We start from the raw sequence: 21,257 nt of genomic DNA on the forward strand, positions 1-21,257 counted from the left end.
TTTCTCTTTACCTCTTTTTCTTAAAATTTTGCATTCTGTATAAATGCTTTAACTTTACTCTCATCTTTTCCTTTAACGGACACATCATCATATTCAACGCCCGAACTTATATCAACAACATCAGACCTTACTGCTTCTATCGCAGCTTTTACATTGTCTGGTGTAAGTCCTCCTGCAAGGAATAATTTTTTATTACCGCAGTCCGCTTTTTTAAGACTTTCCCAGTCGAATGTCTTACCGCTCCCCGGAACTCCCGCATCAAATAGCAGTCCATATATTTTATCCAGACTTCGCCATCGCTTAGTCTCCAGATATATATCTTCTTCTGACTGATGCTTAATGTTAACGGCTCTTATAATCCTGACACTGCATGCATTATACACATCATCACTTAATTCACCGTGAATCTGTATATAATCAAATCCTGCATTCTGTATTGCTTCAAGCTGTGATACATCGGGGGACACAACAACAGCAACGCTCTTGATGTCCGATTTCTTCAATTGTGCAACAAGCACCGCTGCCAGATTAATGTCAATATTGCGTCTGCTTTTTGGATAATATAGTACCATACCTGCATAATCTGCACCATATTTTTCTATAATGTGTACATCATCCATACTTGTAAGTCCGCATATCTTAACCTGTACTAAAGAATCATTTTCTTTCAGCATTATATACCTCTTTAAACTCTGATATTAATTCTTCCGGCTTCGGTGCTTCCATAAGCACTGTTCCTATAAGAAGTGCATCTGCTCCACTCTTTGCCAGCGCCTTAATATCGTCTGTATCCGCAACACCGCTTTCTGATACAAGCAGTTTTCCAGCTTTTCTCATCTCTGGTGTAACCATATCTGCAAGTTTTTTCGTAGTATCAAGGTCAACCTCAAATGTCTTAAGATTACGGTTGTTGATTCCTATAATCTTCACATCAAGATTCAGCATTCTCTGCATTTCCTCTTCGTTATGAACCTCGCATAAAACATCAAGTCCTAAACTGTAAGCAAGGTCATATAGTTCTTTAAATCTACTGTCATCAAGAATCGCAGCAATGAGAAGAACTGCATCCGCTCCTATTACCTTTGCTTCATATACCTGATATGGATCAATTATGAAATCCTTTCTGATAATCGGAAGGTCTGTCATCTGTCTTATCTGCTTAAGATATTCTGTACTTCCCTTAAAATGGTCTTCCTCTGTAAGACATGAAATAGCATCTGCGCTTTCACCGTACTGTTTTATCCTTTCTTCCAGAGTAATCTTATTGTTCATATTACCATGACTTGGTGATGCTTTCTTGAACTCACTTATAATTGAAAGACCGTCCTTTGCAAGTGCATCATAGAAGCTGTGTGACACTCTCTGGCTCTCAATCGCAAGTCTTGTCATCTCTTCTTCGCTGATTCTTTTCTTGTGTTCTGGAAGTCTTTTTAACTTATCCTCTACAATAACATCTAATATCATTAAATCACCCCATTAACGAAATTTTCAATCATTCTCTTGCCATGCTCTGTATATATTGACTCCGGATGGAACTGCAATCCGACCACCGGATAATCCTTATGTTTTACAGCCATTATTTCTCCATCCTGTGTCTTGGCAATAATCTCCAGGCAGTCGGGCAAAGTCTTTTCAATTATAGCGAGTGAATGATATCTTGCAACCTTTACTGGTGAATCAAGTCCGGTAAATATTCCTGTTCCATCATGGTATATTTCAGACTGTTTACCATGCATGATACATTTTGCATAAGAAACAGTCGCGCCAAATGCTTCTCCTATGCACTGATGTCCCAAACATATACCAAGTATCGGCTTCTTTCCTGTAAAATGCTTTATTACATCAACACATATTCCAGCATCTTTAGGGCTCTTAGGGCCAGGAGATACAACTATTGATTCAGGGTCAAGCTCCTCTATCTCCTCAATTGTTATCTTATCGTTTCTTACAACCTTAATATCACTGTTAAATATTCCAATAAACTGATACAGGTTATATGTAAATGAGTCATAATTATCAATCAGCAGAATCATAAATGTTCCTCCTTAACAAGTGTCTTTGCAAGTGCCATTACTTTATTGCAGCACTCCTGATATTCCATCTCAGGCTTTGAATCAGCAACAATTCCTGCACCTGCCTGAAGATATACCTTATCGTCTTTCTTAATCATAGTCCTGATTGTAATGCAGAAGTTCATATTACCGCCAAAATCAAGGTATCCTGTAGCCCCTCCATACAGGCCTCTTCTTACTGTCTCAAGCTCATCTATGATTTCCATTGCTCTTATCTTAGGTGCACCGCTTAATGTGCCTGCTGGAAGGAATGATGATACGAGGTCAAGTGGATGATATTCTCCATTCTTTCTTCCCTCAACAAGTGAAACAATATGCATAACATGTGAATATCTCTGGATATTCATGAACTGGTCAACCTTAACTGTTCCTATCTCACTTATCCTACCCATATCGTTACGTGCAAGGTCAACTAACATTACATGCTCTGCTCTCTCTTTCTCATCTGCAAGAAGTTCTTCCTCTAAAGCAATATCCTGTTCCTTTGTTGCTCCTCTTTTTCTTGTGCCCGCTATAGGACATGTATATACTTTATTGTCTGACTGCTTTACAATCATTTCTGGTGAACTTCCGATTATCTCAAAATCTCCGAAATTAAAGTAATACATATATGGTGAAGGATTAAGTTCTCTTAATTTTTCATAGAGATTAAAACCGCTCTGTCCCGTCTTTATTGTCCATCTCTGTGAAAGAACAGTCTGGAATATATGACCTTCTTTTATGTAATTCTTAATCTTATTAACCTTCTTGCTATATTGTTCAAGCGTGTCCGATTTTTTCAATATTACACCATCAAGTGACATATCAGGCTTATCATCCTTAAACTTATCTACACCCTCTCTTGCAGTCTTTATAAGCTCCTCCGCTTCCTTTAAAGCCTTAATCCTGCCTTCCTCTGAATCCTCTCCAAGCACTACTGCTGTGAATGTTTCTGCTGTATGATTGATAGCAATGAACTTGTCTGCAAGCATAAGCTGTATTGTCTCAATTCCTATCTCATCAGGATTATCATCAGGAAGGACTTCTGTGTATCTTATATAATCATATCCAAGGCTTCCAACAAGACCTCCGATGAAATCAAGTTCTCCCGGATCCTTTACTATCTCGAATTCATCAAAATACTCTTTAAGTCTTATAAGAGGATTGCCCTCTCTTACCTCTCTGCTTCCATCTTTTCTTGTAATAACAAGGCTGTCCTTATCTGATTGGATTATCTCATTCGGTTCAACTCCCATAAAAGTATACTGTCCGCTTTCCTTGTCAGTTCCTTCAAGAAGAAATCCCTTCTTTTCAATTCCAAGTCCTTTGTATAGTTCAATAGCTTTCTCATTAACGATACTTACCGTCTTCTTATAAGCTCTTAATCTTCGTTTCATAGTTCCTCCCTATCCTTCGTTGTTCATTACTGGCGTCTGCTGCTTACAAAAAATGTCCCTGACAGTAACCTGTATATTGCAGATTCCTGTCAGGGACGAATTACCGTGGTGCCACCCTTATTTATGAACATACTTGTAATATTAATAAAAAAGGGGGCACTCCTTACCGGATATGCCACCTGTATGCTCAACTCATTATCAGATACAATTAATATATCCTTCCCCTGTAACGCGAGGCCGCGTCGTAAACTACTGCTAATTCATCTACGCATCTCACAAACCCATTCCTTACGGCTCTCCATACTGACATTCCACCACCGCCAGCTCTCTGTGATGTACCTTCCGAAAGTACTCTTTTGATCATCGACTTTAAATATTTAACTGCCACCTATAATAGCACTATGTTTATCTGTCGTCAAGCACAAAAGCTTAAAATTTCCTGATATTAACAATTGTCTGAACCAGATATACTATGTATAAAACAGCTGCTACAAAAATAAGAACCGTTGTTGCATTTGTAAGTACCAGTATAATCACATTCACAGTAAGAAGAATAACTACTCCTAAAAGTGTTTTTCCAATTGTTCTTTTAAATACTTTAACGCTTACAATATATACCACAACAAGGATTATCAGAATAATCAAACTCAGAATCGAAAGTGTTCTCCAAAAAGCATCAAACTCTTCCTGTGTGGTCTGCTGAATCCTTGCAATTCCACTCTGAATAAAAAACATATATAGGTTTATCATCATCAAAATTAATGTTACTATTTCTAACAGCATATTCTTTATAACTTTCATTTCTTAATTCCTCCATATTATATACTCACAATTTAAGTTCACTCTCAATTGACACTTACATAAGCCTTTCCAATGCCAATAACATTATGTAAAAGCCAACAAGTGCAAACCACACAATACTCAGAATCATATATATGGTCTGTTCATTTCCCATAACTCCATTATATGGATTATCTTTGTTAACACGTATGGTATAAACAGAACCCCTTTCATGATACATCGAAAATATATTCTTTTTTACACGGCAAACATAATTATGCCCTTTGTATCCATAAATAAACTCAGAAGCGTATTGATATTTATAGCCATTGCCATTTGCAACTCCTTTAGTTTTATAGAAATGCTTTTTTATGTATAAAAATCGGGCAAAAAAAACGAGATCCATCATAATACCTATAACCAGTCCTTCCACTTCCTACACCTCATATTTCATGTTATTCGACAGCGTTAGATGCAATGTGTTCGCTTGCTTTCTAATATATTTAATGCTAGCATTTGTATTTTCTCTAACTTCCTCAGAGTTATTAAATAAATTCTTCAATTTTTCTTTTTCCCCCTATGGTATTTTTGAAGCCTGAATTTAAAACAAAAAAGGCTGCACTAAGAAATTTTTAAAAGAATTCTTAATGCAACCGAACTATCATAGTATTAGAGACTTATGCTTATGTGAATCTCTCAACTGAAAATAGTGTTTTTCAGCTTTATACCTCTAGACTTCTAGTTTTGCGTCCTTATATTTCTATAAGTTTGCCATATTTACTTTTTTAATATATATTAATTTATATCACCTGTAAACTGCTATTATTGAGATTGATTTGTATCTCTACTGAATTTTATCTTATTTCTTGCTAAAAGCCTACTCACTCACTTGAATTTCTATCTTGCGTAGGTCTTTTCTCTACCCTCTACCTGTCCTCACACAGCTTTCCGGTTTAAAAAATTAATGTTACTATTTCTAACAAAACATTCTTTATAACTTTCTTTTCTTAATTCCTCCATATTATTTAATTAAGCCCGTCTAAAGCCAATATTGTTATGTATAAAACATCAAATACAAACCACATAATACCCAAAATCATATATATAGTCTGTTCATTTCCCATAACTCCATTATATGGATTATCTTTTTTTACACATATGGTATAAACAGATTCCCTTTCATGATACATCGAAAATATATTCTTTTTTACACTGCAAACATAATTATGTCCTTTGTTTCCATAAATAAACTCAGAAGAGTATTGATTTGCATTACCATTCGCAATGCCTTTGGTTTTGTAGAATTGAGTTTTTATATATATAAATCGAGCGAAAAAAACACATCTAACATAATACCTGCAATTAGTTCCATTTCCTACACCTCATATTTCATGTTATTCGACAACGTTAGATGCAATGTGTTCGCATGCTTTCTAATATATTTAATGCTGTTATTTGTATTTTCTCTAACTTCCTCAGAGTTGTTAAATAAATTCTTCAATTTTTCTTTTCCCCCCCTATGGTATTTTTGAAGCCTGAATTTAAAACAAAAAAGGCTGCACTAAGAAATTTTTAAAAGATTTCTTAATGCAACCGAACTATCATAGTATTAGAGACTTATGCTTATGTGAATCTCTCAACTGAAAATAGTGTTTTTCAGCTTTATACCTCTAGACTTCTAGTTTTGCGTCCTTATATTTCTATAAGTTTGCCATATTTACTTTTTTAGTATATATTAATTTATATCACCTGTAAACTGCTATTATTGAGATTGATTTGTATCTCTTCTGATTTTTATCTTATTTCTTGCTAAAAGCCTACTCACTCACTTGAATTTCTATCTTGCGTAGGTCTTTTCCAAACTTCACATATTCTGGCACAGTTCTCAGCCTATCCCAGCCCAGCTCTCTACCTGTCCTCATACAGCTTTAAGCCCCAAAGTACTCTCCAGCTTAAAACCCATCCTACAATATCTCTGCAAGCTCTGCAAAGCTCTCTATCTTAGCAACATAGCAGTCTTTGGATACGTCTCCAAATCCATACTCAGCATAGATAAAATCTATTCCCGCATCTTTGGCAGACTTTGCATCACCTGATGTATCGCCAACATATACAGGATTCTTAAGACCGTTTCTTTCTATAAGTATCTTATTAGACTCGCTCTTTGGCAGAAATGTTCTTCCCCAGCATTCAGTATCTTTGAAGAAATCGGACATAAGGTGTGCTGTAAGAAAACTTTCAATATAACCATCCTGACAATTGCTCACAATATACAATGGATATTTCTTGCTTAGTGTATAAAGAGTTTCTGCAAGCTGTGGATAAAGAATTCCACCTCTTTCTGCAAGATATCCATTCTCAAATGTACACAGCTCGTCCATAAGTGCATTTCTTACCTGCTCCTGTTCTTGTGGAAACAGTTTTGCAGCTATGTCATACATCGGAAGTCCCATACAGTCGTTAAGGTCTGTCTCGACAATTGGTGTTCTGTGAATCTCTTCATGACGAGAAAGTATTATATTCCACGCCTCACATATTGGCTTTCTTGTATCCCACATAGTACCGTCAAGGTCAAATATTATTCCATCATAAGATTTATTAAGCATTGTCAGCCTCCAGATCTTTATCTAATTCATCAAGCAATGTCTTTAACTGTGCTTCCTGTGTTATATCATAAACAATTGAAAAGCAGTCTCTAGCCAGCTTATAATCTTTATCATTCATCATAAGTTCACCGACTCTGTATATAATTCCTATCGTCTTAGAGTCAGGTCCTGGTTCCACCTCATTCTTATCAAGTATTTCCTGCATCTGTTTAACAGAATATTCCGGTGTCTTGTCATTTAATGCCTGCTCAAGATACTTAAGTTCATTATCAGCATTATCTGTCTGATAATATATATTGCTATAGGTGTAGCACACTCTTGCCGCCTCAGTATTATACCTGGCAACATAATAAAATCCCATATTTCTGTAATATCTTGCCATCGTTGCGCGGCTGCAGCAGAATCTGTATGCCTGCTTTGTAACATCAAGATATCTCGACAGCATATTAAGATTCTTATAACATTCTGCAAGCCCAAGATATGAATCAAGGTCAACAGGATTCCAGCATATAGCCTTCTTAAATGCATCCTCAGCTCTGCGAAACTTCGATAACTTTAGACACAGACTGCCATAAGTCCTGTAGTACTCTCCAACCGGCAGTTCTGTACACAGCACATCCGTTTCCGGTTCAAAATAACATGCGTACACATAATATTCCATAACATGATTAAGGCTTATATATATTGGTCTGCCGTCCATGTCCGATTTTTTCACAAATGTATCATCCATAGTTCCGGCTTTACGCTCGTCCGTACACTCTTCTATTCTTTCAAGTATTGCAGATAATATATCTGCCGCTTTGTCATAATCACCTGAATTAAATATCTTCTCGTAATCTGCAAATCTGTCTTTGACATCTGCTAGCTTCTTTATGTCCATTACTTCTCCTTTTTAGCAGGAATTTCATATGTTCCTGTGAGTATTGCAACGCTCCGTGGCTCAACACATACACTTCTGTTATTATCTTCAATCACAGCACCTGATACATTAGAACTCATATCAACCTTCCATGTACCATTAATCTTAGGAAGTGCAAAGCTGTGATTCTCCCAGTGCATATTATATGCAGCATATATCAGACTGTGGTCTTCTTCATCCCCATATACACATGAATACATAATTCCTAAATGTCTGTCATATGTATTCATCTGTGCATACCACGCATTAGTTCCATGATATGATATATCAGGGTAGCCACATGATATCCTGTCACTTAAAGTAAGCGACTGCGGCATATGAAGTATCTTATTATTCTGTCTGAACTGTATAAGAGCCTTTGTCCATTCAAGAATTTCTTTTCCCTCTTTAGTTTCCTTCCAGTTAACCCATGAAAGTTCACTGTCAACACAATACGGATTATTGTTACCATTCTGTGAATTGCCAAACTCGTCTCCGGCAAGTATAAGAGGAGTACCTGCCGATAAGAAAACAAATGCCAGTGCATTTTTAATCTGACGCATTCTTAGTTCTTTAATCTTTCTCTTTCTTGTCGAACCTTCCTCGCCACAGTTCCAGCTGAAATTAAAATCCTCACCATCCCTGTTATTCTCACCATTAAGCTCATTATGCTTTCTGTCGAAGCTCACAAGGTCATTAAGAGTAAATCCATTGTTGTTGGCAATATAATTAATACTTGCACTGTTTGCTTCATTCTTTCTTGATATAGCCGCAAATTCTCCAAGCATATTCTCGTCACCCTTTAACAGGCGACGCGCAATATTCTGGAAATCATTATTATAATTAGCCATATGCTTCTTCGTTCCGGTTTTACCATTCCAGTATACAGTTATAATCTTAGTATCCGCTAAAAGTGCATCCTGTGAAAGTGCTTTAAGTGCAGACTCATCACAATATACATGTACACCATCAATATGATATTCTGTAACCCAGTGTCTTACACACTGCAAGATAAAGCCTGTACTTTCGTCAGTAAAAAACATTTCCATAACGACTTCAATGCCATTTCTGTGCAATTCTTTAACCATATTCTTAAATTCAACTGTATAATCCCTAAACACCCCCGGATGCTTTGAAGCAATTGAAGAATATGATGCCTTAGGTGCGAAATAAAATCCTCCGACATATCCCCAGTAATTAATTTTCCGCGTATTCTTATCCACGCTGTAATGTGTTCCGGCTCCGTATTTTGACATTATAGTATCAGTCAGCTGTGGAAAACGGCCTATTTCATCAAATTCATATGCGGGCTGTAACTCAATAGTTGTGATTCCAAGTTCCTTAAGATATGGAATCTTGTTAATTATTCCTGAAAATGTTCCTTTATCTTTAACCTTAGATGTTATGCTTTTAGTAAAACCTCTTACATTCATCTTATAGAATATACAGTCGCTGTAATCATAATTAAGCGGTCTGTCATCTTCCCAGTCATAATCTGCCACATCAATCGCAGCCAGATACATATCTTCCTTGTCCGTCTGTCCAAATCTTCCGCAATCCGTTATCGCCTTTGCATATGGGTCAAGATACATTAAGCCATCTATCTCATAGCAGTAGAAACATGTATCCAGTCTCCTGCCAGACACATGAACTGAAAATATATTTCCACATTTCATTGACGAATCCAGTTCTATCCGTTCTTTTGGCTTCATATGTGCATCAAAAATCAGCAGAGCTGCACTGTCACATTCTGCCTCATATGTAAAATTATATCCGTCCTTATATCTGCTGCATCCCATAAGCATGGGATTTCCTTTACTAATAAGCATATTAATCTCCACTCTATTTCTTATACAAGCCCTTCATGGTATTCTTATCCAGCTTATAGAATCTCATTATAAATATTGTCACAATCCAGCCTATTATCGGAATTATGCAATAGAAAAATATTGTCAGAAACTTAAGCTGTGGTGTCAGTTGGTCCTCCACCTGCGGAAAAACTTTAGAATACCCTGCTATCGCAAGTGCTATTCCTACAAATCCTGTTCCAAGTGCTGAAAATGATTTGTCAATAAATGAAAACAGTGCTCCCATTATTCCCGGCACAAAATGTCCGCTCAGTGTATATTCGTAATCAGTACAATCGGCAATCATAGGAACAACTATATTATTAGATATTGATTTTACTCCGTTAAGCAGCGTAAACACTAACAAAAACGCTACCGTTATAAAGTTAATATGTCTTAATGATACATTTGTAAGGTCTGAAAATATCATCATAAACATAAGTATCGTCTGAAAAATAATTGCAAGATATGTTGACCTTACAAGTGTCTTCTTCTGTCCGCATCGCTTGGCATGCTCTATCCCAATATATATTATTCCCAGATTAGGAATACCTACAATTATTCCAATTATACCAGCCAGCGGATAATTCTGCATCAGTATTCCATAAAGCATTACAAGAACTGTTGAATTACCATATACCATCTGTGCGAATTTGTTAGATGCCGCCGCAATAACAAGCATTCTGATTGGCTTGTTGTGTTTAATTATAGCCGCATAATCCCTGAAATGTATCTGCTGCTTCTTATCCTCATCAAGCTTGAAGTACTTTACATTATCCTTACTCCATATTCCCACAACAGCCAGTGCTGAGCATATTCCGGCTACAATAACCACTGTGATTACGAACTCTGAGAAAAGTGCCTGTGACTGGAATGTCTTGTATTTCTCAATCAGATACACTGACACATAGAAAGCAACCAGACCATGTGCGAACATTATAAATGTTGAGTCAAAAAATGTTATCATTGGCCTCTGCTTCATGTCATTAGTAATTACCGATTGTCCAGACTTTACAACTGCTGTCTGAAATGTGTATCCTATTATATATACTGAATATACAATTATAAAATACAATGGTCTTAAAATAACTGGAACAAGGCTTGTAGTAAAGAACAGTACAAGACTGCTAATTGCCATTAGTAAGTATCCTATAACAATATAAGGCCTGAATTTACCATATTTTCCATTAGTCTTATCTATAAAATACCCTATTACCGGATCTGTTACCCCATCAAATATTCTCATTCCCGTAAGAATAACTGAAATAAGCACAACTGAAAGACCTGCTATTCCATTAGCATAATATGAGACATATCCCATCATCGCAAGAAACAGATTAGTTGATGTATTATTAAGAGAAAACAAGCCAATCTGCCATATTCTGGCTCTGTTCTGCTCTATATGCCCATGCTTATTCTCCATATATTAATCCTGCCAATACATTTGTAATAATCTCTGTTACGATTATATAATCATATGCCCTCATAGTCAAATTCAGGTATGAAGCTTTCCTCTGCAACATCACCTTCCTGAATAAATCCATTATTAATCCCACAGTCTATTGCATAATCTACCACAGAATTATATTCTTTTCTTGTCACTTTACGCGACAGGAGTGGATGTTTTTTTAGTCTGTCAAATGGCGTGTACTGGCTCATTATGCTTATGTATATATCATCTCCATATGTATCAATAAGATACTTTATAACCGCTTTGGAATCCTTAGTTGTTCCCGGAAGTACAAGATGTCTTACAATTACGCCTTTTTTCATAATCCCTGCTTCAACTCTTCCTCTCTTCACGAGTTCATCATCTTCTATAAAGAATTCCGGCTTTCGGGTCTGTCTGACCATCTCATGTATTGCAGCTTTAGCCACATCAGCATAATCTGGTGCTTTCGAGTACTCTGCCGAAAGCCTGCTGTCTATGTATTTCATGTCTGGAAGATACACATCCACAAGCCCGTCAAGCATACTAAGCGTGCTGACATTCTCGTATGCACTTGAATTGTACACAACTGGTATGACAAGCCCTTTATTCTTTGCCTTAATAAGTGCTTCTGCAACTTGTGGCACAAAATGTGTTGCAGTTACGAGATTGATATTGTTGGCACATTTGTCCTGAAGTTCCAGAAAAATGTCTGAAAGCCTCTCCACTGTTATCTTCTTTCCAACCTGTGCCGCAGCGATCTCAGAATTCTGACAGAATATGCACCTTAATGTACACCCGGAAAAGAATACTGCCCCGCTGCCGTGTTCCCCCGATATGCATGGTTCTTCCCACATATGTAGAGCGGCTCTTGCCGCATATATATCATTAGTCATTCCACAAAAGCCTGTATTAACATTTCTGTCAACATTGCAGGCTCTTGGACACAGATTACATTTCATATCTTCACCCTAACATTCATTAATCATGGAATCCAGCTTATCAAGCGCATCACTGATTCCTCCTACTTCACATATTAAACCTTCTTCAACAGCCTGTCTACCCACCAGCACTGTTCCTAAGTCTTTAGAGAGTTGTGTGGTGTCAACCATCATTTCCTCTACTCTTTCTTTGCTTACACTGCTGTGAGCCGCAATAAATGATGTTATCCTGTCAGATATCCGTTCAAAATAATCATATGTCTGCTGAACTCCGATAAGTGTTCCGTTCATCCTCACAGGATGTATTATCATGGTAGCTGTAGGCACAATAAATGAATAATCTGTACTCACAGCAAGCGGCACACCTATACTATGTGAATCGCCTATGATTAGTGAAACTGTTGGCTTTTTCATTGAAGCAATCATCTCTGCCAGTGCCAGTCCTGCACTGACATCCCCACCAACTGTATTCATAATAAAAAGTACACCTTTAATATCTTTATCCATCTCAATCTCCGCAAGCTTAGGAAGCATATGTTCATACTTGGTTGCTTTGCTTGTTGCAGGAAGATTATCGTGTCCTTCTATCTCTCCAATAATTGTTATCACCTGAAGAGCATTTTTCGTGACAGCACCATCTTTATAATCATTATCTGTTTTTTCTTCTTCAGATTTGCCCATGTCCGCCTCCTGATAATATTATTCTCTATTATGGTTGGCGACTGGACGAAATAATATTCACATATTTTTATATTATTTTTATATTTAAAGTATTTATATTTCTTTTCACATATGTTATTCTTTTAATATAAAATAATCATAAAAGGAGATATTTTATACTTATGAGGCAACAGATAGGCAGTTTTTCATCTCATATAATCAACAATGAATATGTTAAAGTTGCTGTAAGAATATCTTCCAGTGGAATATTTTATGCAAGATCCTTGTATGTACTAAATTCCAACAGAGTTAAAAACTTTATTAATAAGGGGACTCTTATAAAGGCTTGACTTTTTCTTTTACTTATGTATACTTAAAAAAGTAAAACATAGACTATATTAAATGAAATCTGAGGACGGAACGGGCAGCCGTCACCCTTGTTGGAGATGTGGGAATGTCACCCCACCTATTTCATTTATTAGTAAGATGGTAACTCCGGTTACCATCTTTTTTTTTGACTACCATTGACTACCAAAACTTTAGCATACTTTGGCAAACTTTTGATAATCTTTTAAACTAAAAAAGTCCGCAAAGCCAGTATATATCTAGCTTCGCGAACTTTTTAATTCAAGCCACCTGCCGGAATCGAACCGGCGACCTTTTCATTACGAGTGAAACGCTCTACCGACTGAGCCAAGGTGGCATTATAACCGTCATAATGCGGAAACTGTATTACATTATATATATTATTTGTTTTTTTGTAAAGCCGTTATTTCACTAACACCAAGGCAGACCCCCGAATATTCTATATTAGAACATTAAAAGAAAGGGGCTATGTGAATGAAGAAAATCATCAGAATATATATTGCAATTATTGCATCTGTATGCCTGTTCATGTCATTACCGGCTGATATATATGCCGTTGTTATAGATGTGAGCAGCTATAATGGATTCATACAGTGGGATAATATGAAAAACTATATTGAGGGTACAATTATCCGTATAGGATATGGCAATGATATCCAATCACAGGATGATGCTGCTGCCATAAGAAATATGGATGAATGTGAAAGGCTTGGAATTCCTTATGGCGTCTATCTATACAGTTATGCATTAGATTATTACGATGCAGCAAGCGAAACTGCCCATGCTCTAAGACTTCTTAAAGGAAGGTCTCCCGAACTTGGTGTGTGGTTTGATATGGAAGATGCTGATGGATATAAAGCAAGAAACGGTCTGGATGTATACTCCGAAGGCGAACTGCTGTCTGATTTCTGCGAAATGTTTGTTAATGCTATGCGTGTAAGCGGATATAAAACCGGCGTCTATGCCAATTACAACTATTTTACAAATGTGCTTAACCTTGACAGACTGAAATCAATCCCAGAGATGAATATCTGGCTTGCGCACTGGGAAATTGATTCTCCAAGCCTTGACTGTACCATGTGGCAGTTTGGTGCAGTAGAAATCGAAGATGAAGAATATGATGGCAATATATATTACTCAGATTATTCTGTAAAAAATGATGGCAATACTGATGAAACTATCCGTACCGATGATAGTTCATCCAATAATATAAATGTTTACTATCAGACAAAGCTTGCAACGGGCCGCTGGCTTCCTGTTGTTAAGAATAATGAAGATTATGCCGGAATACGTGGCCAGAATATCACCGGTCTTGCTATCACAACAGATACCGGCTATATAAAATACAGAGTCCATGTGGACAGTGGCTGGCTGGATTTCATAGACAGCCACAACACTGATATTAACGATTATTATAACGGATATGCCGGCAATGACACACCTGTTGATGCTGTTGAGATATATTATTACACACCTGATGACATCATTAAATCATCTGGATACCATTACGCATTCTACAGGGTAAGTCCTGTGAACGGTAACTACTATAGTTATCAGAAAGATAATAATAAAGATAACGGAATGGATGGCTATGCCGGCATTTGGGGACATTTCATAGACAGATTACAGATTGATATAAGATAATATATTCAATAATAAAACTGCCGGAAAGAATCACCTTCATCCGGCAGTTAATATACTAAAATAAACATTATTTAATTCCTGCTTCTTTTAAGAATCTTGCCTTAATCTCATGTTCAAGCCTTACAATATCAGCATCCCCAACTTTAGACCCGGTTTCTTTTCCATATGGTACATAACCCCCCGCCATATTATCATGGCCTCCTCCCGTACCTATTCCTCTAAGGGCATTGACTGCCAGAACTCCTGACAGATATTTTCCACCACTTCTTATTGACAGTTTAATTCCATCCTTCTTTGGTGAATATACAATTGACAGATTGATTCCATCAAGCGTGAGTGTAAAATCACATATAGCAGCTATAAGTGATTCTTTACATTCATATCCGGCACATGCAAAGCATACATCTTCCCTTATATCAATAGTACTCAGTGCATCTTTATATGCCTTAATATCATCAAAATGCAGTACACTACTGTCAAGGTTTGTAAGTATATCCCTGTCTGCCATCATAAAAAGCTTATAAAACATATCAAGATCAAGCTGTGAAACACCTCTGCGCATATCAGCTGTGTCCATCTTGATTCCATATAACAGTGCTGTTGCCACATCAGCTGGCATATCAATATCATTGTCAAAATAATAAGATGCTATAATCGAAGCACATGCACCAACATCTGGTCTTATGTCGCAAAACCTATAATCAATATGCTCATATACGGGATGGTGGTCAATACATATTATTTCCTGTCCATTCATATCTATAATATTAGAATTACCCTTCTGGGCATCAACAAGAATAATCTCATCTTCTTTGTTAAATTCTTCAAAACTTATATATTCCTTAACATTAATATTAAGAAGCCTTACCATCTTGGCTGTCACAGTTCTGTCGATGCTTCCCTTATAGCATATTTCTGCATCTATCCCCTTTGCCTTCAAAAGCTCTGATAATCCATATGCACATGCAATTGCATCAGGATCCGGAAAATTATGTGTCTGTATAAAAACTCTTTCTGTGCTTATACTGGCTATTACTTCCTCTAAACAGTTCATAAAGTACCCCTCATATGACTTTAATGTTTTTATTATATTCTTTATACGGGTTTTATTCAATCTTGATTATCACTTTTTCTGATATTTTTCATAAATTATATTAACCATAGTATGGGAGTAATCTATTGGAATCAATTCTATCTCTGGATCACATATATTATTCTTATCATGATAAAAATGGAGAGACCCCGGTAATCAATGACCTTTCTTTCGAAATAAAGCCCGGTAGTTTCACATCAATTGTCGGTCCATCCGGTTGTGGCAAATCCACACTGCTCTCTCTTCTATGCGATCTTATAAAGCCTGAAGCAGGAACCATATATATAAGACCGCCAGAGAATAATACAGACTCCCGGATGGGATATATGCTGCAGAAAGATAATCTGTTTGAATGGCGCAGTATATATAAAAATGTTATGTTAGGTCTTGAAATAAATAACAAAAAAACTCCTGAAAACATTGCCTATGTTAATCATCTCTTAGAGCAATACGACCTTGCAGAATTCAAATCAGCGAGGCCATCCCAGTTATCCGGAGGTATGAGACAGCGTGCAGCACTTATACGCACACTTGCTCTGAAACCGGATATTTTACTTTTAGACGAACCATTTTCTGCCCTTGATTATCAGACAAGACTCGAAGTAAGGGAAGATATATGTAATATATTAAGAAGTGAGAAAAAAACAGTAATATTAGTAACGCACGATATATCTGAAGCAATTGCAATGACCGACCGTGTTCTTATCCTCACAAACAGACCTGCCAGTCTTTTAAAAACAGTTGATATCAAATCACGTGACACTCTTTCAACCCAGAAATATTTTGATGAAATAAGGGAGGTGTTAAAATGAATATGAGTCCTTTACAACGCAAATTCGTAATTAAGCAGCGCATATATTCCATATCAGTAACACTCTCCCGCCTGATATTATTCTTAGGTTTTATCGGTATATGGGAATTTACTGCTGACAAAGGTATTATCAATGCATTTATATTCAGTTCACCGGTAAGACTGTACCAGACATTTATGGACCTCGCCAAAGACGGAATAATATTCATGCATATATGGGTAACTCTCTATGAAACCATAGTCGCATTTGCAATAATTACAGTTGTCGGCATTATATTTGCAATACTGTTATGGTGCTTCAAAGGACTGTCGGACTGTCTTGAGCCTTTCATGGTAGTATTAAACAGCCTTCCTAAGTCAGCTCTGGCACCGATGCTTATAGTATGGCTTGGCACTAATACCAAGGCAATTATTATAACAGCTGTATCCGTAGCAATATTCGGCATGATAATTAATCTGTACACAGGTTTTCTTGGCATTGACAAAGAAAAAATCACTCTGATACGGACTCTTGGTGGTAACAAATGGCATATTCTGTGTAAACTTATCATCCCCGGCTCCAAGAAAATCATTATAAGTAACATGAAGGTAAATATAGGTCTGTGTCTTGTAGGTGTAATTATAGGCGAATTCTTAGCTGCTAAAAAAGGACTTGGATACCTCATAATATACGGAAGCCAGGTATTTAAGATGAGTTATGTAGTTCTCGGAATTGTTATTCTCTGTATTATATCAACAATTCTCTTTGCTCTTATAAATATAATTCAAAAGCTGTTTCTAAAAGACTGATTTTATATTATAATTAATATACATTTCGCAAAACAAGGAGGCTAAAATCCTCTGCTCCTGCATGGGCAGTCGCATTTTGCTTCGCAAAACAAGGAGGATTTATGCTCTCTCTTACAATTAAGGATTTAAAGCAATTTATGAATAAACTTCTGATAAGCGATACATTTGATGGTATGTGTCTTTCAGAAGCCTATATATGCACAGGCTGCAGTTATACAATAGATGGAAAGCTCAACACTGACTTTTATAATGAAGATGAGCTTAATTCCATGCCTTCTGCAAGATATACATCATGGAAGAACATTAAGCCTTTCGCATTCAGCATAATTAAGGGCAGGAAAGTTCCTGAACTTTTAAAGATAACATTTGTACTGCCTGAAGCAGTTGTTGCAAAGCTGATACTTGATACTGACCTTAACTTTGACCCCGACTGTGTCAACGGGTTATTTCTTAATGTACGCTATCAGGATGGTTCAGTAACCATGACAACAGCATCTTCGCTTAGTACTTTCACTCTCGACCGTTCACTTGATGAAGCATTTGAACGATATATTATTAACTTCCTGTCAGATGCTGATATTTCCTATGAGGAATAATTTAGAATTATTTAATAAATGTTGCAAAACCGCCTGTTTACACGCACAGGCGGTTTTTTGTTAGCACTCTTGTTTAAGGAGTGCTAATTTTTGCTTGACTTATGTTTTCTTGTGTATTAAATTAACATTTAGTTTAATACTATACAGATTGGAGAGTGAAATATTATGTCAAAAGAACATGGTAATTTATCTATTAACAGTCAGAATATTTTCCCTATCATCAAGAAATGGATGTATTCTGACCATGATATCTTCTATAGAGAGTTAGTTTCTAATGCATGTGATGCTATCACTAAGCTCAAGAAGCTTTCAATGATTGGAGAGTATGAAGCTCCTGATGATATTGAATATAAGGTTGAAATTAAGCTTTCTGCAAAAGATAAGACAATCAAGATCATTGATAACGGTATCGGTATGACTAAGGAAGAGGTTGATGAGTATATCAACCAGATTGCTTTTTCAGGTGCTGAAGCATTCCTTGAGAAGTATAAGGATAAGGCTAACGATGACCAGATTATCGGACATTTTGGTTTAGGTTTCTACTCAGCATTTATGGTTGCTGACCAGGTTACTATTGATACTCTTTCATTTAAGGACGGAGCAGAATCAGTTCACTGGTCATGTGACGGAGGAACTGAATATGATATAAGTGAGGGAACCAAAACAACTCCTGGTACTGAGATTACTCTTTACCTCAATGAGGACAGCTATGAATTTGCCAACGAATATAAAGCTAAAGAAGTTCTTGATAAGTACTGCTCTTTCATGCCGGTTCCAATCTTTGTAACTAACGAAGATGCGGGTGAACAGACTGAGGAGATTCCTGAGGAAGAAGTTAAAGAAAAAGATACAGTTCTTGATACATTTATAAAGGACGCTGTTACAGAAGAAGTTGAGAAAGAAGATGGAACTAAGGAAACTGTTGAGAAAGTTCCAGCCAAAAAGATGGCTAAGATTGTAAAAAGACCAGTTGCAATCAACGATATCCATCCACTCTGGACAAAGCATCCTAATGAATGTTCAGATGAAGATTACAAGGAATTCTACCGCAAGGTATTCCACGATTATAAAGAACCATTATTCTGGATTCACCTTAACATGGATTATCCATTCAATCTTAAGGGTATTCTCTACTTCCCTAAGATTAATACAGAGTATGAATCTATTGAAGGTACTATAAAGCTTTATAACAATCAGGTATTCGTAGCAGATAACATCAAAGAAGTTATTCCAGAATTTTTACTTCTTCTTAAAGGTGTTATTGACTGCCCAGACCTTCCACTTAATGTATCACGTTCAGCACTTCAGAACGATGGATTTGTTAAGAAGATATCTGATTACATCACTAAAAAGGTTGCCGACAAGCTTTCAGGAATGTGTAAAACAGATAAAGAAAACTATGAAAAATACTGGGATGACATCAACCCATTTATTAAATTCGGCTGCTTAAAGGATGAAAAATTTGCTGAGAAGATGAATGATTACATCATATTCAAGAACCTTGACGGCAAATATTTAACACTTAAGGAATGTCTCGAAGAGAATAAAGAGAAACATGAAAACACTGTATTCTATGTAACAGATGAAATTGAACAGAGTCAGTATATTAACATGTTTAAGAACGAAGGAATTGATGCTGTAATTCTTACTCATAACATTGACCAGCCATTCATCACCAACATGGAATCTAAGAATGAGAATCTCAAGTTCAAGCGTATCGATGCAGATCTTTCAGACAGCTTTAAGGAGGAGACTTCTAAAGACGAGTTGAAGGACATGACTGAAAAGCTCTCTAAGACTTTCAAGGATGCTCTTGGCAATGAGAATTTAACTGTTAGTGTAGAGAAATTAAAGGATGCATCTATATCTTCAATGATTACTCTTTCAGAAGAAAGCAGACGTATGCAGGATATGATGAAGATGTATGGTATGGCAGGCATGGATCCTAATATGTTTGGTGCTGAGGGGCAGACTCTTGTACTTAATGCTAACAATGACCTTGTTAAATATGTTGCAGAACATGCAGACGGTGAAAATACTAAGATTATATGCGAACAGCTCTATGACCTTGCTATGCTTAGTCATGCACCACTCTCTCCTGAACAGATGACTGGATTTATTGCAAGAAGCAATAAAATCATGGAATTACTTGCAAAATAACGCCATTTAAACTATCATTGTCTTATATAACAATAAGGAAATATATAACATGACTAATTTTAACTATGACAATTATGACGATGATACTAAAGCAAAATACGATGATGGTATCGAATTTTTAGATGATGATTTTTCTTTTGATGAAGATGATGATGATGATAACATTTATGATATTCCTCGTTACAGCGATGAGCCTGTTGCTCCACGTCATCATAAAGAAAAGCAGGAAACTATTGGACAGGAAATATTAAGTTATATCAAAATCCTTGCCGTTGCTGTTATTGTAGCATTTCTTTTTACCAGATTTATAATTGTAAACGCTCAGGTTCCGTCTGGTTCAATGGAAAACACCATTCTTACCGGAGACAGACTAATAGGTTTCAGACTTGCTTATCTGTTTCATGAACCAGAACGTGGTGATATTGTAATCTTCAAATATCCTGATGATGAATCACAGAATTTTGTAAAAAGAGTTATCGGTATTCCTGGTGATGTCATTCAGATTTCCAACGGACATGTATATGTCAATGGTGAACAGCTTGAAGAGAATTATCTTCGGGAGCCAATGAACAATGATGGTGAAGAGTTAACCTATGTTGTACCTGCTGATTCATATTTTATGCTTGGAGATAACAGAAACAATTCTAAAGATTCCAGATACTGGACCAACACATTTGTATCAAAGGATAAGATTATTGCTAAGGTTTCTTTCAGATATTTCAATGTCAGAACAAAACGTTTTACATTTTCTTTCATTAAATAGCCCTCTGAATAAAGAATAATATTAAGGGTACAATAATATGGCCGCTATGTTTCAAAAACAATAGCGGTCATATTTGTTTTTTGAAAGGAGAAATATTATGGGTAATCTTAACTGTAATGCTGCATCTTGCATGCATAACTGTGACAATCAGTGCTGTCTTAATTCAATCTGTGTAGAAGGAAGCTCGGCATGCCAATGTGGTGAAACATGCTGCAGCGACTATGAACATCAGAAACCAGGTGCAACTAATATGTGCCATCTTCCTAAAGATTCTTTATCCATCTCATGTGAAGCAACCAACTGCATATATAACACTAATAAAAAATGTGATGCTGACCATGTAGACATATCAGGTATAAAAGCTGTAACAGAGGACGATACAGTCTGTACAACATTCCAGGCAAGGGGATAATTCTAGAACTATTC

Annotated in this window: 20 protein-coding genes, 1 tRNA gene, 2 riboswitches and 1 other annotated feature; of the genes, 7 read left to right on the plus strand and 14 right to left on the minus strand. The window is 36.5% G+C overall.

Going from position 1 to position 21,257, the window contains the following annotated elements; all coding sequences use genetic code 11:
• Window positions 1–20 precede the first annotated feature (20 nt).
• The 13 genes from GKE48_RS02810 to GKE48_RS02875 form a co-directional block, all read right to left on the minus strand.
• Complete coding sequence (locus GKE48_RS02810) at window positions 21–674, minus strand: phosphoribosylanthranilate isomerase (RefSeq protein WP_055215648.1); 654 nt, start codon at window positions 672–674, stop codon at window positions 21–23.
• A complete protein-coding gene (gene trpC / locus GKE48_RS02815) occupies window positions 658–1,464 on the minus strand; it encodes an indole-3-glycerol phosphate synthase TrpC (protein ID WP_055215649.1) in 807 nt (268 codons plus the stop codon). Before trpC ends, GKE48_RS02810 begins: the two co-directional genes overlap by 17 nt.
• Window positions 1,464–2,033, minus strand: coding sequence for an anthranilate synthase component II (locus GKE48_RS02820; protein WP_022098215.1), 570 nt, complete (start codon window positions 2,031–2,033; stop codon window positions 1,464–1,466). The genes trpC and GKE48_RS02820 overlap by 1 nt, the downstream gene beginning before the upstream one ends.
• The gene (gene trpE / locus GKE48_RS02825; RefSeq protein ID WP_119218675.1) at window positions 2,030–3,448 is read right to left on the minus strand and encodes an anthranilate synthase component I; all 1,419 of its coding nucleotides are present in this window, start codon (window positions 3,446–3,448) and stop codon (window positions 2,030–2,032) included. The genes GKE48_RS02820 and trpE overlap by 4 nt, the downstream gene beginning before the upstream one ends.
• Before the next feature lie 88 nt (window positions 3,449–3,536).
• Window positions 3,537–3,821 (minus strand) — a binding site (T-box leader).
• 56 nt (window positions 3,822–3,877) lie between these two features.
• On the minus strand, window positions 3,878–4,249 hold the full coding sequence (locus GKE48_RS02830; RefSeq protein ID WP_154300397.1) for a hypothetical protein: 372 nt from the start codon (window positions 4,247–4,249) through the stop codon (window positions 3,878–3,880).
• 55 nt (window positions 4,250–4,304) lie between these two features.
• Window positions 4,305–4,661: a hypothetical protein gene (locus GKE48_RS02835; RefSeq protein ID WP_154300398.1), complete on the minus strand. Its 357-nt coding sequence runs from the start codon at window positions 4,659–4,661 to the stop codon at window positions 4,305–4,307.
• A gap of 212 nt (window positions 4,662–4,873) precedes the next feature.
• Window positions 4,874–5,011, minus strand: a riboswitch (cyclic di-GMP riboswitch).
• Between the two features lie 802 nt (window positions 5,012–5,813).
• Window positions 5,814–5,951, minus strand: a riboswitch (cyclic di-GMP riboswitch).
• Window positions 5,952–6,192: 241 nt separating this feature from the next.
• Window positions 6,193–6,834 carry an HAD family hydrolase gene (locus GKE48_RS02840; protein WP_154300399.1) on the minus strand — a complete coding sequence of 214 codons (642 nt, stop codon included), beginning with the start codon at window positions 6,832–6,834 and terminating at the stop codon, window positions 6,193–6,195.
• Window positions 6,827–7,714 carry an HD domain-containing protein gene (locus GKE48_RS02845; protein WP_154300400.1) on the minus strand — a complete coding sequence of 296 codons (888 nt, stop codon included), beginning with the start codon at window positions 7,712–7,714 and terminating at the stop codon, window positions 6,827–6,829. Before GKE48_RS02845 ends, GKE48_RS02840 begins: the two co-directional genes overlap by 8 nt.
• On the minus strand, window positions 7,714–9,561 hold the full coding sequence (locus GKE48_RS02850) for an alpha-amylase family glycosyl hydrolase (RefSeq protein WP_154300401.1): 1,848 nt from the start codon (window positions 9,559–9,561) through the stop codon (window positions 7,714–7,716). Before GKE48_RS02850 ends, GKE48_RS02845 begins: the two co-directional genes overlap by 1 nt.
• A 13-nt stretch (window positions 9,562–9,574) precedes the next feature.
• The gene (locus GKE48_RS02855) at window positions 9,575–11,002 is read right to left on the minus strand and encodes an MFS transporter (RefSeq protein ID WP_154300402.1); all 1,428 of its coding nucleotides are present in this window, start codon (window positions 11,000–11,002) and stop codon (window positions 9,575–9,577) included.
• 50 nt (window positions 11,003–11,052) lie between these two features.
• A complete protein-coding gene (locus GKE48_RS02860; RefSeq protein WP_154300403.1) occupies window positions 11,053–11,970 on the minus strand; it encodes a radical SAM protein in 918 nt (305 codons plus the stop codon).
• A 9-nt stretch (window positions 11,971–11,979) separates the two neighbouring features.
• Complete coding sequence (locus tag GKE48_RS02865; RefSeq protein WP_154300404.1) at window positions 11,980–12,630, minus strand: ClpP family protease; 651 nt, start codon at window positions 12,628–12,630, stop codon at window positions 11,980–11,982.
• A gap of 609 nt (window positions 12,631–13,239) precedes the next feature.
• Window positions 13,240–13,312, minus strand: a tRNA-Thr gene (locus GKE48_RS02875).
• A 137-nt stretch (window positions 13,313–13,449) separates the two neighbouring features.
• On the opposite strand from GKE48_RS02875, the gene GKE48_RS02880 reads away from it, so the two are divergent.
• Window positions 13,450–14,619, plus strand: a complete 1,170-nt coding sequence (locus GKE48_RS02880; protein ID WP_154300405.1) for a GH25 family lysozyme — start codon at window positions 13,450–13,452, stop codon at window positions 14,617–14,619.
• Window positions 14,620–14,686: 67 nt separating this feature from the next.
• Here GKE48_RS02880 and GKE48_RS02885 read toward each other — a convergent pair whose 3' ends face one another.
• The gene (locus GKE48_RS02885) at window positions 14,687–15,673 is read right to left on the minus strand and encodes a DHH family phosphoesterase (protein WP_022097241.1); all 987 of its coding nucleotides are present in this window, start codon (window positions 15,671–15,673) and stop codon (window positions 14,687–14,689) included.
• A 125-nt stretch (window positions 15,674–15,798) separates the two neighbouring features.
• Between GKE48_RS02885 and GKE48_RS02890 the strand changes: the two genes are divergently transcribed.
• The 6 genes from GKE48_RS02890 to GKE48_RS02915 all read left to right on the plus strand — a co-directional run bounded on the left by GKE48_RS02890 (window position 15,799) and on the right by GKE48_RS02915 (window position 21,243).
• Entirely contained in the window at window positions 15,799–16,524 is a 726-nt protein-coding gene (locus tag GKE48_RS02890) for an ABC transporter ATP-binding protein (protein WP_022097242.1), read from the plus strand.
• A complete protein-coding gene (locus GKE48_RS02895; protein ID WP_154300406.1) occupies window positions 16,521–17,312 on the plus strand; it encodes an ABC transporter permease in 792 nt (263 codons plus the stop codon). The genes GKE48_RS02890 and GKE48_RS02895 overlap by 4 nt, the downstream gene beginning before the upstream one ends.
• 101 nt (window positions 17,313–17,413) lie before the next feature.
• A complete protein-coding gene (locus GKE48_RS02900) occupies window positions 17,414–17,908 on the plus strand; it encodes a DUF5721 family protein (protein ID WP_022097244.1) in 495 nt (164 codons plus the stop codon).
• Between the two features lie 165 nt (window positions 17,909–18,073).
• Complete coding sequence (gene htpG, locus GKE48_RS02905; protein ID WP_154300407.1) at window positions 18,074–20,068, plus strand: molecular chaperone HtpG; 1,995 nt, start codon at window positions 18,074–18,076, stop codon at window positions 20,066–20,068.
• 49 nt (window positions 20,069–20,117) lie between these two features.
• Complete coding sequence (lepB, locus tag GKE48_RS02910; RefSeq protein ID WP_154300408.1) at window positions 20,118–20,831, plus strand: signal peptidase I; 714 nt, start codon at window positions 20,118–20,120, stop codon at window positions 20,829–20,831.
• 97 nt (window positions 20,832–20,928) lie between these two features.
• Window positions 20,929–21,243, plus strand: coding sequence for a DUF1540 domain-containing protein (locus tag GKE48_RS02915; RefSeq protein WP_022097247.1), 315 nt, complete (start codon window positions 20,929–20,931; stop codon window positions 21,241–21,243).
• Window positions 21,244–21,257 lie beyond the last annotated feature (14 nt).

This window comes from Lachnospira eligens (genome assembly GCF_009680455.1).
Lineage (GTDB): Bacteria > Bacillota > Clostridia > Lachnospirales > Lachnospiraceae > Lachnospira > Lachnospira eligens_A.

Coding starts and splice junctions, on each gene's coding strand:
- GKE48_RS02810 (WP_055215648.1), bottom strand. CDS start 674: ATGCTGAAAGAAAATGATTCTTTAGTACAGGTTAAGATATGCGGACTT.
- trpC (WP_055215649.1), bottom strand. CDS start 1,464: ATGATATTAGATGTTATTGTAGAGGATAAGTTAAAAAGACTTCCAGAA.
- GKE48_RS02820 (WP_022098215.1), bottom strand. CDS start 2,033: ATGATTCTGCTGATTGATAATTATGACTCATTTACATATAACCTGTAT.
- trpE (WP_119218675.1), bottom strand. CDS start 3,448: ATGAAACGAAGATTAAGAGCTTATAAGAAGACGGTAAGTATCGTTAAT.
- GKE48_RS02830 (WP_154300397.1), bottom strand. CDS start 4,249: ATGAAAGTTATAAAGAATATGCTGTTAGAAATAGTAACATTAATTTTG.
- GKE48_RS02840 (WP_154300399.1), bottom strand. CDS start 6,834: ATGCTTAATAAATCTTATGATGGAATAATATTTGACCTTGACGGTACT.
- GKE48_RS02845 (WP_154300400.1), bottom strand. CDS start 7,714: ATGGACATAAAGAAGCTAGCAGATGTCAAAGACAGATTTGCAGATTAC.
- GKE48_RS02850 (WP_154300401.1), bottom strand. CDS start 9,561: ATGCTTATTAGTAAAGGAAATCCCATGCTTATGGGATGCAGCAGATAT.
- GKE48_RS02855 (WP_154300402.1), bottom strand. CDS start 11,002: ATGGAGAATAAGCATGGGCATATAGAGCAGAACAGAGCCAGAATATGG.
- GKE48_RS02860 (WP_154300403.1), bottom strand. CDS start 11,970: ATGAAATGTAATCTGTGTCCAAGAGCCTGCAATGTTGACAGAAATGTT.
- GKE48_RS02865 (WP_154300404.1), bottom strand. CDS start 12,630: ATGGGCAAATCTGAAGAAGAAAAAACAGATAATGATTATAAAGATGGT.
- GKE48_RS02880 (WP_154300405.1), top strand. CDS start 13,450: ATGAAGAAAATCATCAGAATATATATTGCAATTATTGCATCTGTATGC.
- GKE48_RS02885 (WP_022097241.1), bottom strand. CDS start 15,673: ATGAACTGTTTAGAGGAAGTAATAGCCAGTATAAGCACAGAAAGAGTT.
- GKE48_RS02895 (WP_154300406.1), top strand. CDS start 16,521: ATGAATATGAGTCCTTTACAACGCAAATTCGTAATTAAGCAGCGCATA.
- GKE48_RS02900 (WP_022097244.1), top strand. CDS start 17,414: ATGCTCTCTCTTACAATTAAGGATTTAAAGCAATTTATGAATAAACTT.
- htpG (WP_154300407.1), top strand. CDS start 18,074: ATGTCAAAAGAACATGGTAATTTATCTATTAACAGTCAGAATATTTTC.
- lepB (WP_154300408.1), top strand. CDS start 20,118: ATGACTAATTTTAACTATGACAATTATGACGATGATACTAAAGCAAAA.
- GKE48_RS02915 (WP_022097247.1), top strand. CDS start 20,929: ATGGGTAATCTTAACTGTAATGCTGCATCTTGCATGCATAACTGTGAC.